Source organism: Sphingobium sp. TomMM15 (assembly GCF_055397045.1).
Map to the genome: position 1 here is coordinate 693986 of NZ_AP027314.1, position 13725 is coordinate 707710.

General features: G+C 63.5%; 11 protein-coding genes. All 11 read left to right on the forward strand.

All coding sequences use genetic code 11. The features are described from left to right. Positions 1–5 precede the first annotated feature (5 nt). Positions 6–923, forward strand: a complete 918-nt coding sequence (locus ACZ51H_RS03590; protein WP_464802461.1) for a P-loop NTPase — start codon at positions 6–8, stop codon at positions 921–923. Further along, positions 920–2503 (forward strand): hypothetical protein, encoded by a 1584-nt coding sequence (locus tag ACZ51H_RS03595; RefSeq protein ID WP_464802462.1) that lies wholly within the window; start codon positions 920–922, stop codon positions 2501–2503. The genes ACZ51H_RS03590 and ACZ51H_RS03595 overlap by 4 nt, the downstream gene beginning before the upstream one ends. 19 nt (positions 2504–2522) lie before the next feature. After that, entirely contained in the window at positions 2523–3734 is a 1212-nt protein-coding gene (locus ACZ51H_RS03600; RefSeq protein WP_464802463.1) for an XrtA/PEP-CTERM system-associated ATPase, read from the forward strand. Between the two features lie 9 nt (positions 3735–3743). Beyond that, a complete protein-coding gene (locus ACZ51H_RS03605; protein ID WP_464802464.1) occupies positions 3744–4592 on the forward strand; it encodes an XrtA system polysaccharide deacetylase in 849 nt (282 codons plus the stop codon). Beyond that, the gene (locus ACZ51H_RS03610) at positions 4589–5659 is read left to right on the forward strand and encodes a FemAB family XrtA/PEP-CTERM system-associated protein (protein WP_464802465.1); all 1071 of its coding nucleotides are present in this window, start codon (positions 4589–4591) and stop codon (positions 5657–5659) included. The genes ACZ51H_RS03605 and ACZ51H_RS03610 overlap by 4 nt, the downstream gene beginning before the upstream one ends. After that, a complete protein-coding gene (locus ACZ51H_RS03615) occupies positions 5656–6885 on the forward strand; it encodes a TIGR03087 family PEP-CTERM/XrtA system glycosyltransferase (RefSeq protein WP_464802466.1) in 1230 nt (409 codons plus the stop codon). Before ACZ51H_RS03610 ends, ACZ51H_RS03615 begins: the two co-directional genes overlap by 4 nt. After that, positions 6882–8417, forward strand: coding sequence for an exosortase A (gene xrtA, locus ACZ51H_RS03620; protein ID WP_464802467.1), 1536 nt, complete (start codon positions 6882–6884; stop codon positions 8415–8417). The genes ACZ51H_RS03615 and xrtA overlap by 4 nt, the downstream gene beginning before the upstream one ends. An 11-nt stretch (positions 8418–8428) precedes the next feature. Then, a complete protein-coding gene (locus ACZ51H_RS03625) occupies positions 8429–10324 on the forward strand; it encodes an XrtA/PEP-CTERM system amidotransferase (protein WP_464802468.1) in 1896 nt (631 codons plus the stop codon). Positions 10325–10418: 94 nt separating this feature from the next. Further along, entirely contained in the window at positions 10419–11768 is a 1350-nt protein-coding gene (locus ACZ51H_RS03630; protein ID WP_464772210.1) for a sugar transferase, read from the forward strand. Further along, on the forward strand, positions 11768–12901 hold the full coding sequence (locus ACZ51H_RS03635; protein WP_464802469.1) for a glycosyltransferase: 1134 nt from the start codon (positions 11768–11770) through the stop codon (positions 12899–12901). The genes ACZ51H_RS03630 and ACZ51H_RS03635 overlap by 1 nt, the downstream gene beginning before the upstream one ends. Positions 12902–12964: 63 nt before the next feature. Continuing rightward, positions 12965–13717, forward strand: coding sequence for a class I SAM-dependent methyltransferase (locus ACZ51H_RS03640; RefSeq protein WP_464772212.1), 753 nt, complete (start codon positions 12965–12967; stop codon positions 13715–13717). Positions 13718–13725: the final 8 nt, after the last annotated feature.

Genomic DNA, 13725 nt, shown 5'->3' on the forward strand with positions numbered 1-13725 from the left:
GCAAGATGAACAAGCATAGCTCCCTTTCCAAAGGTTCGCTGATCGAGCGGGCGACAGAAATCTATGATTTCAGCGCGGCCTTGCAGGGGCGTGCCGCTCCTGCGGTTGAGGTGCCTGCTGGCGAGCCTCTGCCTTCGGTGGTGGAAATCGCTCGGCCGGTGGCGGCGGAGACGGGATATCGCGCGCCTGACTGGCGTGGGCCGGTGCAGAGTATCGATCGGGTCGCTCTGGCCGAAAATGGTTGGCTGTCGCCCGATAGTCCGGCGACGGCGATCAGCGAGGAGTTTCGGCTGCTGAAGCGCGATCTGCTGGCGCAGCTTGGTGATGATCCGCGCGGCAATCGCGTGCTTGTCTGCTCAGCGCATAGCGGGGAGGGCAAGAGCTTCTGCGCGATCAATCTGGCGCTGAGTTTGGCGGCGGAGAAGGATCGGGAGATATTGCTGGTCGATGCTGACTTCGGCAAGCCGGGCATTCCCGAGGCGCTGGGGCTGACGAGCGGGCCGGGGCTGATGGACGCCATCGCCGATCCGTCAGTCGCGATCGAGGATTGTGTGATCCGGACGGACATTCCGTCCTTTGCCGTCCTGCCTGCGGGGCAGCGCAGCAACAACGATACCGAATATCTGGCTTCGGCGCGGACGGAAACGTTGCTTCGCCGCCTGACCGATGGGCGGCCGGATCGGATCATCCTGTTCGATTCGCCGCCTTTGCTCGCTGCGTCGGCGGGTGCCGTGCTGGCGAGCCATGCCGCCATCGCGTTGCTGGTGGTGCGTGCCGACCAGACCAGCGAAAGCGCGCTGCGTGACGCGGCGGGGATGCTGAAGGCGGCTGGGCAGGTGCAGTTGCTGCTGAACGGCGTCACATTCTCTGCCAGCGGCCGCCGTTTTGGCAGCTATTATGGCCAAGGGAGCGACGACGCATGATGCTGCGTACTTCCCTGGGGTTGCTGGGCGCGCTAGCGCTCGCCGCTTCGCCCGCCATGGCGCAGGAGCGAAAGGTCGAAGTCATGCCCTATCTGGGCGTCGATCAGACTGTGCTCGTGCCGCTGAAAGGTGGTGGCGATGTCCTGACCTATACCAATGTGACGGCGGGATTGACGGCGCAGTTGCAGACGCGCCGTGTCGAGGCGGTCGCTGACATTCAATATAATCACAGCTTTGGCTGGGGGCGTGAGGCCAGCGATCAGGATGTGATCAGCGGTATCGTGTCGGGCCAGTATCTGGTGTCGCATGGGCTGACGCTCAATGCGGGCGCGCTTGCGACGCGCATACGCACCGATGGCCTGTCGGGTGCGGCGACGCTGAACGATAGCCAGACGAGCCAGGTTTATGCCGGTTATGTGGGGCCGTCCTATGCCTCATCCTTCGGCGACATCGACGTCACTGCCTCCTACCGCCTTGGCTATGCGCGGGTGGATGAGGATGTGAACGCCGACTTTGCGGGAGCGCCTAATGTGGGCTCCTTCGCGGACTCGGTTTCGCATAGCCTGGCCGGTTCGGTCGGCGTGGCGCCGGGTGTCTGGCTGCCGCTCGGCATCGTGGCCAGCGCAGGATATGACCGGGAGGATGCGAGCGAGCTTGATCAGCGGTTCGAGGATGCATGGGGCCGCGTGGATGCGACGCTGCCGGTGTCGCCGACTGTCGCCCTTGCCGGCGGTGTAGGCTATGAACGGATCAAGATCAGCCAGCGCTCGCCCGAGCTAGATTCGAGCGGGGTGCCGGTCATCCGCAACGGCCGTTACGTCACTGACGATAGTTCGCCGCGCGCGCTGATCTATGATTTCGATGACATCATCTGGGACGTTGGCGTGCTCTGGCGTCCCAACCGCCGCACCTCGCTGGAAGCGCGTGTCGGCGAACGCTATGGCGGCATGAGCTATACGGGCAGCTTCGTATGGCAGGGTCGCGGCCAGTCCTTCGCGCTCGTGGTATTCGACGGCATCGACAGCTTCGGGCGGATCATCACGTCGAATGTCGCGGCGGTTTCGGGCAGCAGTTTGAATGTCGTGCGTAATCCGTTCACCGGCGATTTCACCGGCTGCGCCTTCTCGCAAAGCGGCGGCGGGCAGTGCTTCAACGACGCGCTGACGGGAGTTACCGACGCGAACTTCCGCTACCGGGGCGTTGCCGCCCAATATGCGGCGCAGCGGGGGCCTTGGGGCCTTGGCGTCGGCCTTGGCTATTCACAGCGCAAGTTCGTGACGCCTTCGGGCCAGACGGTGTTCGTGCGCGGGGCGCGGGACCAGAACTGGTATGGCACGGCATCGCTCAGCTATGTGATCGACAGCCGGTCCAGTCTGGATAGCGCCGTTTATGCCAATTATTTCGATGCGAGCGGCGCGCGGCTCGATGTGCTGAATCTCGGCGCATTCACCAGCTACAACCGCCTCATCAACCGCAATCTTCAGGCATCCGCTTCGCTTGGGCTCGATAGTGCCAAGGCGGATGATCTGGATGCCGTCATCAACGCCATGGGCCAGGTCGGCCTGCGGTACAGCTTCTAATCGCGTCCGGAGACGAGAGATGTACGACCAGTTCTACGGATTTGAGGGCCGCCCTTTCCAGCTGACACCCGATCCGCATTTCTATTTTGAAAGCGCGACCCACAGGAAGGCGCTGTCCTATCTGGGTTACGGTTTGGCGCAGGGCGAGGGCTTCATCGTCATCACCGGCGACATCGGCGCGGGCAAGACCACGTTGGTCGGGCATCTGATGGCGACGATCGATCCGGCGCGGCTGACCGCCGTCAAGATCGTGTCGACGCAGGTGGGCGGTGACGACATGCTGCGGCTGACCGCGCAGAGCTTTGGCCTGCCGACCGACGACATGCCCAAGGCGCAGATTTTGCGGCAGATCGAGGCGTTCCTGCATGGTCAGGCGCGGGCGGGGCGGCGGTCGCTGCTGATCGTTGATGAGGCGCAGAACCTGTCTGTTTCGGCGATCGAAGAGTTGCGCATGCTCTCCAATTTCCAGTTGGGTGGGCAATCGCTGTTGCAGATATTCCTGCTGGGCCAGCCGGAATTTCGCGACCTGCTGAAGTCCGCGCAACTGGAGCAGTTGCGGCAGCGCGTGATCGCGACTCATCATCTTGATCCGATGCAGCCAGAAGAGATTGAGCCCTATATCCTCCATCGCCTGTCGATCGTCGGGTGGAATGGCGATCCGCAGTTCACGCCGGAGGCGTTCGCGGCGATCTATGCAGCGACCGGGGGCGTGCCGCGCCGGGTCAATGTGCTGGCCAGCCGCGTGCTGCTGCTCGGCGCGCTCGATCAGCTGTCGGAGATCGATGCGGCGGCTGTTCAGGCGGTGATCGAGGATATGGGCGCGGACAGCGATGTTGCCGTGCAGCCGATACCGTCATCCGTGTTGGATCGCGCGGAGGAAGCGCCCGCTGCGGCTCCGGTTGCGGCGCAGGCGGAACCTGCGCGCGAGACGCTGCGCGCCGAACTTAATGCGCTGCGGTCGCGTCAGCCCGAGCCATCTCCCGCTCTGATGGACGAGATTGCCACGCTGCGCGCGGAGGTCGATTCGCTGCGGATCGAACAGGTCGCCATCCAGGCAGTGGACCCGGAGGCGCTGAAGGATTGCTTCACCCTGATTGAGGAACGGCTTTCCTCGCTGGAATTCCGCGTGGGCGAACAGGATACCGCGCTGCGCCGGGTGCTGACGTTGCTGGTGGACTGGGTGGAGCGTGAACAGCGGATGGGCGACGCGCCGCACAGCGCTGCTGCCTGACGCTTCATCATGGTGCTGAATGCTCTGTCGGTCGATGTGGAGGACTGGTTTCATGTCGGCGCTTTTGAGCGCACGATCAGCCGATCCTCTTGGGATGGACTGACGCATCGGGTGGAGCGCAATACGGATGCGGTGCTGGCGCTGTTTGCCGAAGCGGGGGTCAGCGCGACATTTTTCACGCTCGGGTGGGTGGCGGAGCGTTATCCTGCGCTCATGCGGCGGATTGCCGAGGCGGGGCATGAGGTCGCGAGCCATGGCTATGATCATGCGCGGGTGTTTACGCTCGGCCCGGAGGCGTTCCGCGCGGATTTGCGCCGGTCGCGGGCTTTGCTGGAGGATGCCAGCGGTCAGCGCGTCATTGGCTATCGCGCGCCGAGCTTTTCCATCGATCACCGCACGCCTTGGGCGCACGCCATATTGGCGGAGGAGGGCTATCGCTATTCCAGCAGCGTCGCGCCGATCCGGCATGATCATTATGGCTGGCCTGAGTCACCGCGCTTTGCCTGGCGGCCGGTGGCGGGGAGCGATTTGCTGGAGCTGCCGGTGACGACGGCCGAGTTTGGCGGGCGGAGGTTGGCGGCTGGGGGCGGAGGGTTTTTCCGCTTGCTGCCCTATGGCTTTTCCCGCTGGGCTATACGGCAAGTGAATGGGCGGGAGAAGCAGCCCGCCATCATCTATTTCCATCCCTGGGAGATTGATCCGGATCAGCCACGGGTGGCGAGAGCGCCGCTGCGATCGCGCCTGCGCCATTACAGCAATCTGTCCGTCATGGCGGACAAGCTGCGGCGGCTGACTGCTGATTTTTCCTGGACGCGGGTGGATGCGCTGGTCGCTCGTGAGGCGGAGTTGGCGGCATGAGGCCGGACGGCGGAGCAGGTGTCGGCGTGGTCACGCTTGATTTGGATGATCCCGCGCAGGTGGCTGCGGCGGATGCCTACATTCAGGGCAAAGAAGAAGGCACGCCTTTTCACCGGCCCGCGTGGATCAAGGCGATTGAGCGGGGCACTGGCAACCGCGCATATATGTTGGCGGCAGTGGCTTCGTCGGGGCAGATCGCGGGCCTTCTCCCGCTGACGCACATGAAAAGCCGCCTCTTCGGTGAAGCGCTCGTGTCTTCGGGCTTTGCCGTCGATGGCGGCATATTGGCGAGCGATCCCGCCACCCATTGCGCACTCGCCTGCGCGGCTGAAGGATTTGCGCGCGATCGCGGTGTCGCTTCGGTGGAACTGCGCGGCGGGCCATCGTCCGGCGAAGGCTGGACCGTTCATGACGGGAGCCATGTCGGTTTCGTCAGGCCGATTGCTGCCAATGATGAGGCCGAGTTGCTCGCCGTCCCGCGTAAGCACCGGGCGGAACTGCGTAAGGCCTTGGCTAACCCGGCGCTGCGGTTTGAGGTTGGGCGCGATGAGCAGTTCCTGCGCGCGCATTATGATGTTTATGCGCAGAGCGTGCGCAATCTGGGGACGCCGGTTTTTCCGAGGCGCCTGTTTAGCGAAGTGCTGGCGGCGTTCGGCGAGGATGCCGACATATTGATTGTCTATGAGGGCGACCGGCCGGTTTCGGGGGTGCTGACGCTCTACCATCAGGGGCGGGTCATGCCTTTTTGGGGCGGGGGTGTCGCGGATGCGCGGGGGCTGCGTTCCAACGAGCTCATGTATTACCGGCTGATGGGCCATGGCCGGACGCGCGGCATGCGCCTGTTCGACTTCGGCCGGTCCAAGACGGGAAGCGGGCAGGCCGCGTGGAAGAAGAGCTTTGGCTTCGACCCGGTGCCGCTGGCCTATCATAGCTGGTCGGCGACGGGCGATCGGCGCGACATCAATCCCAACAGCACGCAATATCAGCGGCGTGTGGAGATGTGGAAGAAGCTGCCGCTGCCGATCGCCAACCTGATCGGTCCGCTGATTTCGCGGGGGCTGGGATGACGGGCGAGATAGTTTTCCTCTGCCACCGCATCCCCTTCCCACCCGATCGGGGCGACAAGATTCGTTCCTATCACATATTGAAGCGGCTGGCGGAGATAGCGCCCGTGCATGTGGGCTGCTTTGCGGATGACGATCGCGATCTGAGCTTCGCATCGGCCATGGCGGAGATGACGGCGAGCCAGTGCGTGCTGAAGCGCAACCGTTCGCATGTGGTGGCGGGTCTCGCTGGGCTGGCGAAGCGGCAGCCGATGCTGGTGTCCCTCTTCGATGATCCGCGCATGCATCAATGGGTGCGGAGGATTTTGGCGGAGCGTCCGATCGCGGCCGTGATGGGCTATTCGGTGCAGATGGCGCATTTTGTGCCAGTGCTTCCCGATCGCGTTCGCTTCGTCGTGGATTTCGTTGATTTCGATTCGGCCAAATATGCGAGCTATGGAGCGGGAGGCGGCGGTGCCATGGGGTGGATCAACCGGCGCGAAGGGCGGGTTCTGCTCGATTTTGAGCGGGCCACTGCCGAGCGCGCTGACGTCAGCGCTTTCGTTAGTGAGGCCGAGGCCGCGCTGTTCCGGCAGGCTGCGGGCCTGAACGCCGCGCGGGTCATCGGCATGGATAATGGTGTGGCGCTGGATTATTTCGATCCGGCGGCCGAATTTGATGGGGTTGCGCGGCCGGCAGGTCCGCTCGTCGTGTTCACCGGACAGATGGACTATCGGCCCAATGTCGAGGCGGTGGAAAGCTTTGCGCGCGATAGCTTGCCAGCCTTGCGAGCCAGACATCCCGAGGCATGTTTTGCCATTGTCGGGCGTAATCCTTCGCCGCAGGTTAGTGCGCTGTCGCAGTTGCCCGGCGTCGTTGTGACTGGCGCGGTGCCGGATGTTCGCGGCTGGCTGGCGGCGGCTGATATTGTGGTTGCGCCGCTTCGGATCGCTCGCGGCATACAGAATAAGGTGCTGGAGGCGATGGCCATGGCGCGGCCCATAGTCGCGTCGCCGCAGGCGGCCGAAGGCATCGATGCGCAGGATGGAGCGCATTTCCTCATCGCGACTGATCCTGTCGAAGAGGTCGAGAAAATATGCGCGCTGCTGGCCGATCCTGATCGGGCGCGGCGTCTGGGCGAGGCTGCCCGCTCGCGAGTGGAGCAACGCTATCGCTGGTCGGAAACGCTTAAGGGCTTGCCGGATATGCTGTTCGGTCCTGTGTCCGCTTTAGGCAGCCGGGCCGCATGACTGACAGGACTCTGCCTTTGTCTCGAGCGCGCAGCGTTGGCGTGGAAGGCTGGCGCGGGCATCTCGCCGCGCTTGGTGTTCTGGCGTTCCTGATCCTGACGCTGTTCCATCGCGATGCGGCGGGAATGGTATCGATATGGTGGAACGCGTCCACTTTTGGCCACTGCCTCTTCATCCCGTTCCTGATCGCGTGGCTGGTGCAGCAGAGACTTCCCAGTTTGCGCCAACTTGAGCCTGTCGCATGGGCACCCGGATTGATCTGGATGGCGCTGGGCGCGTTCGCCTGGCTGTTGGGAGCGGCGGCGGGTGTCGCTGTGTTCCGCCACGCCGCGATCATCCTGATGTTGCAGGGTTGCGTCGTCACGTTGCTCGGGCCTGCCGTGGCGAGGGCGCTGCTGTTCCCGCTCTTCTACGCCTTCTTCATGGTGCCGGTGGGGGAGGAACTGGTCGCGCCGCTGCAATTGATCACGGCGCGGCTGTGCATGGTTTTTCTCGATATTGCGGGCGTTCCTGCGCATCTGGACGGCATCTTCATAACTACGCCCACCGGCTATTTTCGGGTCGCGGAGGCGTGCTCGGGCGCGAAGTTCGTGATTGCGATGACGGCCTATGGCGCGCTGGTCTGCAATGTTTGCTTTTCCAGCTGGCCGCGCCGCATCCTCTTCATGGCCGGTGCACTGCTATTGGCGGTGCTGGCCAACGGCTTGCGCGCATTCGGGACCATATGGATCGCGCATCTGACCAATATCGAGGCTGCGGTCGGCTTTGACCATGTCATGTATGGATGGGTCTTTTTTGCTATCATCATGGCGGTGGTGATGGCAGCGGCGTGGCCCTTTTTCGACCGACGGCCGGGTGATTCATGGTTCGATCCCGCCAAGCTTGGAAGTGCCGGTCGTGCCCGTCTGCCGCTTATCATCGCAGTTGGTGCAGCGAGCCTGTTGGTGCTTACCGCGCCCGTCTGGCTGATCGTGAGCGCGGCGGTGAGCAAGCCGCTGCCCGGTGCGCCGACTCTCCCGGCGGTCAAGGGCTGGGCACCGACTTCCGCGCAGCCCCGCTACCCCTGGAGGCCGCGATTCGATGGCGCGGATTATCTGGTCCTCGGGCGCTACCGAAATGCGACGGGCTATGTGGTCGACCTCGCCATCGCCAGTTTCGATCGGCAGGACGAGGGGCGCGAGCTGGTCGGATTCGCCCAGGGCGCTGCCAATCCCGACCAGCGTTGGTCATGGTCATCCCCTGCGCCCGCTCCTGCGTACGGGCTGGGCGAGCAGATGACCGCCCCCGGCCCGGTGGTCCGTCATGCCGTCAGCTTCTACAAGGTGGGAGACGGCCCCGTCACTGGCAGCGCACCGCGCGTGAAGATCGACACGATGCTCGCTCGGTTGCTCGGCCGCGACCAGCGCGCCGCTGCGATTATCGTCTCGGCCGAAGAGAGGCAGGGCAAGCCCGCCGACGCCGCCATCGCGCTGTTCCTGCAAGATATTGGCGATGTGAAGGATTTGGCTGACCGCAGCCTCGGCATCCGCTAAAGCCCGTTCGCATGTGCGGGATAGCGGGCATCTTCCACCTTGAAACGGCCAAGCCGGTCGATCCGGCGCGGGTTCGCGCTATGCTGGACGTGATGCCGCATCGCGGACCCGATGGCAGTGGCATGTGGACGGCGCCGGGCGTCGGGCTGGGCCATGTGCGCCTTTCCATCATCGACCTTGGCGGCGGGGCGCAGCCCATGCTGACCGAGGATGAGAGCCTAGCCGTCACCTTCAATGGCGAGATTTATAATTTCGCCGAAGTTCGCGCGGAGCTGGAAGCCAAGGGCCATGTGTTTCGCACGGACAGTGATACGGAGGTCATCCTCCACGGTTACCGCCAGTGGGGCGAGGCCTGTGTCGAGCGGTTCCATGGCATGTTCGCCTTTGCCCTGTTCGACGCGCGGGCGCAGTCGCTGTGGCTGGTGCGCGACCGGCTGGGGGTGAAGCCGCTTTATTATGCGCAGCTTTCGGACGGCAGTTTGATCTTTGGGTCGGAATTGAAGAGCCTGCTTGCCCATCCGCTGCTGCGCCGCGCGCCCGATCTGGCGGCGGTGGAGGATTTCATGGCCTATGGCTATGTTCCCGACGATGCCTGCATCGTAGCAGGCGTGCGCAAGTTGGCGGCGGGTCATACGCTGCGGCTGGTGCGTGGGCGGCCCGTGCCTCAGCCGCAGCGCTATTGGGATGTGAGCTTTGCCGAACGCAGCAGGGCTAAGCCGGAGGCGCTGGAAGAGGAACTGGTCGCTCTGATGCGGCAGGCGGTGCGGTCGCGCATGGTTTCCGACGTGCCGCTGGGAGCATTTCTGTCCGGCGGGGTGGATAGTTCCAGCGTCGTCGCCCTGATGGCGGAGGCGTCTAATCAGGCGGTCAAAACCTGTACCATCGGCTTCGATGTCGCGAGCCTGGACGAAAGCGCCTATGCCGACCGGATCGCCCGGCGCTTTGCTACCGACCACCGTATGCGGATCGTATCGCCCGATGATTATGGGTTGATCGATACGCTCGCCTATCATTTTGACGAGCCTTTCGCCGATGCCTCCGCGCTGCCCACCTATCGGGTGTGCGAACTGGCGCGGGAGAAGGTGACGGTCGCCTTGTCGGGCGACGGCGCCGACGAAGCCTTCGCCGGATATCGCCGCCATCGCTTCCAGATGCAGGGGGAGCGGGTGCGCAGCCTTATCCCCGCATCGGTGCGCGAGCCGCTGTTCGGCACTTTGGGCCGCTGGTATCCCAAAGCCGATTGGGCGCCCCAAGCGCTGCGTGCAAAATCGACTTTCCTCGAACTGGCGGGTGAGGGGAGCGAGGCTTATGCGGCATCCGTTAGCGTGACACCTCATGCGCTGCGCCAGAAGCTGTTCAGTCAGGACATGCGCAGCCGACTGGGCGCCTATCGGGCCGAGGACCGCTATATCCGTGCCATGGCGGAAGCGCCCGCGCGCGATCCCCTCGACCGGGCGCAATATGCCGATATTCATATCTGGTTGCCCGGCGACATCCTGACCAAGACCGACAGGATGAGCATGGCTGTCGGGCTGGAAGCGCGCGAGCCGTTGCTCGATCATCGGCTGGTGGAGTTCGCCGCCCGCCTGCCGGTCGCCCAACGTATCCGGGGTAATAGCGGCAAATATCTGATGAAGAAGGCGATGGAGCCTTACCTGCCCCACGATATTCTCTATCGTCAGAAAATGGGCTTCGTGACGCCGATCAGCAACTGGTTTCGCGGGCCGCTGGCGGGGGAGGCGAGCGCCATTGCGGGTGGCTCGGCGCTTGCCCGAACCGGCTGGTTCGACGCCAAGGCGCTGGGGCGCATCGCGGCCGATCACAAGTCCGGTATGGCTGATCATGGCCGCTTGCTTTGGCAATTGCTGATGCTGGACAAGTCGCTGACCCGCTTGTTCGGCCTTTGACCGGCTGGCAAAGAAGGCGCTTTCACGCAAAGCCTTGCATGGCAGTCCCGCCGGTGCCAACGGAGCGGGCGGGTTAAGGACAAGCAGGACGCAAGTGACAGTTTCGAAGGAAATAGTTCGAGCGCGACTTTATCTGCTGTGCCTCCTTGGGGACCTAGCGGGGCTGTTCCTGTCATTTCTGCTGGCGAACTGGTTCGTGCTGGGCGCGCTGCTGGGCGAGCCCGGGAAGCCGCATGGCCTCGTGATGTTCGCCATGGTCGCACCGCTTTATATATTGCTGGCGGTGCAGGGCGGGGCTTACGGCATTCACATGCTGGACGACATCCGGCGGGGCATCTTCCGTGGGCTGCTGGCGCTGGCGCAGGCGGCGTTGCTGATGCTGCTGGTGGTCTATTTGGGAAAGATCGCCGAGCAGCTTTCGCGTCTGACCTTTGTCGTCGGCCTTGGCTTTTCGGCGATCAGCGTCGCGCTGGTACGGCTGGCGATTGCCCGGCTTGGCGCTCGCTTGCTGGGCGAGGTGCCGCACCTTACCGCCGTCATCATGGATGGCGTGGAGATAGAGACCGGCCCGCATATGGAAGTGATCGACGCGGCCGCCGCCAACTTGCGGCCTGCCAGCCACGATGCCGACATGGCGGCACGGCTGGCGGCGGCGGTCGGCATGGCGGAGCGTGTGATCGTCGCATGCCCGATGGAGCGGATGAGCGACTGGTCGGTGGCGCTGAAATCCCTGTCCGCGCGCGGTGAGATCGTGGTGCCCGAATTGCTACGTTTTGCGCCAGCGCGGGTCGATGAGTTCGATGGGCAACCGACCATCATCGTGGCGGGCGGCCCGTTTCAGTTCCGGGACCGGATCATCAAGCGGATTTTCGACATCATCGTAGCGACAGCCGCGACCATCGCCATTTCGCCGGTGTTGATAGCAGCCGCGCTGGCGGTGAAGCTGACCAGCCCCGGACCCGTGATCTTCAAACAGCCCCGGATCGGGCGCGATGCGCGGCCCTTCAATATCTACAAGTTCCGGTCGATGCGGATCGACGCGGCTGACCACAAGGCGGACAAGCTAACGGCGCGGGATGATGATCGGGTGACGCCGGTCGGACGCTTCCTGCGCCGGACGAGCATCGATGAACTACCGCAGCTTTTCAACGTGCTGCGCGGCGACATGAGCATCGTTGGACCGCGTCCACATGCCGCAGCGGCGAAGGCGGGCGACAGCCTCTATTGGGAAGTCGATGAGCGCTATTGGGAGCGACATTGCATCAAGCCTGGCATGACCGGCCTTGCGCAGGTTCGCGGTCATCGCGGATCGACAGACCATCATCAGGACTTGATCGACCGGCTCCAGTCGGACCTCGAATATGTGACGAAATGGTCGATCTGGCGCGACCTGCGTATAATCATGGCGACCATCGGGGTGCTGGTGCATCACAAGGCTTATTGATGCGCGGTTTGGACCTGATCATTTTGCTCGTTCTTGTTGGGTCGGTCGTAGCGTTGCTCTGGCCGTTCCTCTTTTACCCGCTAATCCTGCGCGCCCTTCCGACGAAGCCGGAGGCGCCGCGCGCGGGTGAAGTGCCCTCGGCTTCGCTGCTTTTCTGCGCCTATAACGAGGCAGCGGCGATGCCGGAGAAACTGGCCAATCTGGCGATGTTGAAGCGCCGCCATCCCGGCCTTGAGATTCTGGCCTTTGATGACGGCTCTTCCGATGAGACCGCGTCGCTGATAGCCGCGCGGAGCGATCTGGTGACGCTGATCCAGGGTCCGGGGCGCAGCGGTAAGGCGCATGGCATGAAGCAGCTTGCGGCGCGTGCTGTCGGCGACGTGCTGATCTTCACCGACGCCAATGTGATGCTGGACGAGGACGCGATCGGCCATCTGCTTGCTCGCTATGCGGATCCGCAGGTGGGAGGCGTTCTGGGTTCGCTGCATTATATGGGCGAGGGAGAAAGCGCGACGGCGTCGGTGGGTTCGCTCTACTGGCGGATGGAGGAGCGTCTGAAGGACGAGGAGTCTCGCACTGGCAATGTGTTGGGGGCGGACGGTTCGATCTTTTCCATCCGTCGCGCGCTCTATCCTGTGTTTCCTGACAGTGTGCTTGACGACCTGACGGTGTCGATGGCGGTGGTGTTCGCGGGATCGCGGCTGGTCAAGGCGAAGGACGTCATCGCCAGGGAAAGACTGGTTGCGGGCAGGGGCGATGAATATCGGCGAAAGGTTCGAATTGCCGCGCGAGCTTGGCACACGCATCTGCACCTTCGGCCTCAGCTTCGGCGTATGAAGGCGCTCGACCGTTTCAAATATACGTCCCGCAAGATCATCAGGTGGTTTGGGGGAGTCTCCATCCTGACCGGGGGGATTGCGGCCCTGTTGCTGGCACTCCGCATCTCGCCTTTGCTGGCTCTTGGTGGGATGGTGTTCGCGTTACTTTTGCTGACGATGGGCTTGCGGGCGAAGTCGGGGCCTTTGGCGGCGGTGACCGACATTCTCATCGCCTATGCTGCGACGCTTCAGGGGGTCATGAAAGCCATGTCGGGCCGCACGGTCACCGTCTGGAATCCCGCAAAGTCACGCTGATCCCTCTCGCCAAAGGCGGGGCATCATGTATAGGCCCTCCCCAATGCTGATCGGAGCCAAGGCGTGATTACTTTCCAGCGGGTGGCGAAAGCTGTCGGCAAGCACCTGACCCGGACCATGCTTGCTCTGCGCAAGGCGACGGGTGCGCGCGCAAACCGGGCGTGCCCCGCATGTGGGCAGTCGGTCGTCGGCTTCTTCCGCTATGGCGAGAATGTGGAATGGGGGTGCCCTAGTTGCGGAGCCTCGCCGCGCGAACGGCTGATGAACCATTTGATCGCGGAAAAGGCCCTTATAGTTCCGGAGCATGGGTCCATCCTGCACATGGCGCCTAACGAAGTCAGCCTTGTCCGTCGCTTTTCTTCCGCCGCCGATTATGTGCCCGCCGATCTTGATCCGGCGCGCTATTCGGTGCCCGGCATGCGCCGCGTGGACCTGATGGCGTTGGAGGAGGCTGAACAATATGACCTGTTCTACGCCAGTCATGTCATGGAGCATGTGCCCGACGATCATGCCGTCCTGCGCAATATCTATCGCGCTTTGAAGCCCGGCGGCGAAGCCTGGCTGATCGTGCCGCTGTGGGACAAGCCTACCGAGGATGGCAGCTTCGACATTCCGCCCCGCGAGCGGGAACGGCGATTTGGCCAGTGGGACCATGTGCGCCAATATGGTCTGGATTTCGCCGATCGTATTCGCGCCGCGGGTTTCCAGTTGGAGGAGATCGACGCGAGCGGGATCGATGCCGATACGCGCCATTTCTTTGCGCTGGATGACCGTCTGTTTCGCGCCCGCAAGCCAGTAGGAAGCGCCGCCCGGTGAGCGCGCTG

Coding starts and splice junctions, on each gene's coding strand:
- ACZ51H_RS03590 (WP_464802461.1), top strand. CDS start 6: ATGAACAAGCATAGCTCCCTTTCCAAAGGTTCGCTGATCGAGCGGGCG.
- ACZ51H_RS03595 (WP_464802462.1), top strand. CDS start 920: ATGATGCTGCGTACTTCCCTGGGGTTGCTGGGCGCGCTAGCGCTCGCC.
- ACZ51H_RS03600 (WP_464802463.1), top strand. CDS start 2,523: ATGTACGACCAGTTCTACGGATTTGAGGGCCGCCCTTTCCAGCTGACA.
- ACZ51H_RS03605 (WP_464802464.1), top strand. CDS start 3,744: ATGGTGCTGAATGCTCTGTCGGTCGATGTGGAGGACTGGTTTCATGTC.
- ACZ51H_RS03610 (WP_464802465.1), top strand. CDS start 4,589: ATGAGGCCGGACGGCGGAGCAGGTGTCGGCGTGGTCACGCTTGATTTG.
- ACZ51H_RS03615 (WP_464802466.1), top strand. CDS start 5,656: ATGACGGGCGAGATAGTTTTCCTCTGCCACCGCATCCCCTTCCCACCC.
- xrtA (WP_464802467.1), top strand. CDS start 6,882: ATGACTGACAGGACTCTGCCTTTGTCTCGAGCGCGCAGCGTTGGCGTG.
- ACZ51H_RS03625 (WP_464802468.1), top strand. CDS start 8,429: ATGTGCGGGATAGCGGGCATCTTCCACCTTGAAACGGCCAAGCCGGTC.
- ACZ51H_RS03635 (WP_464802469.1), top strand. CDS start 11,768: ATGCGCGGTTTGGACCTGATCATTTTGCTCGTTCTTGTTGGGTCGGTC.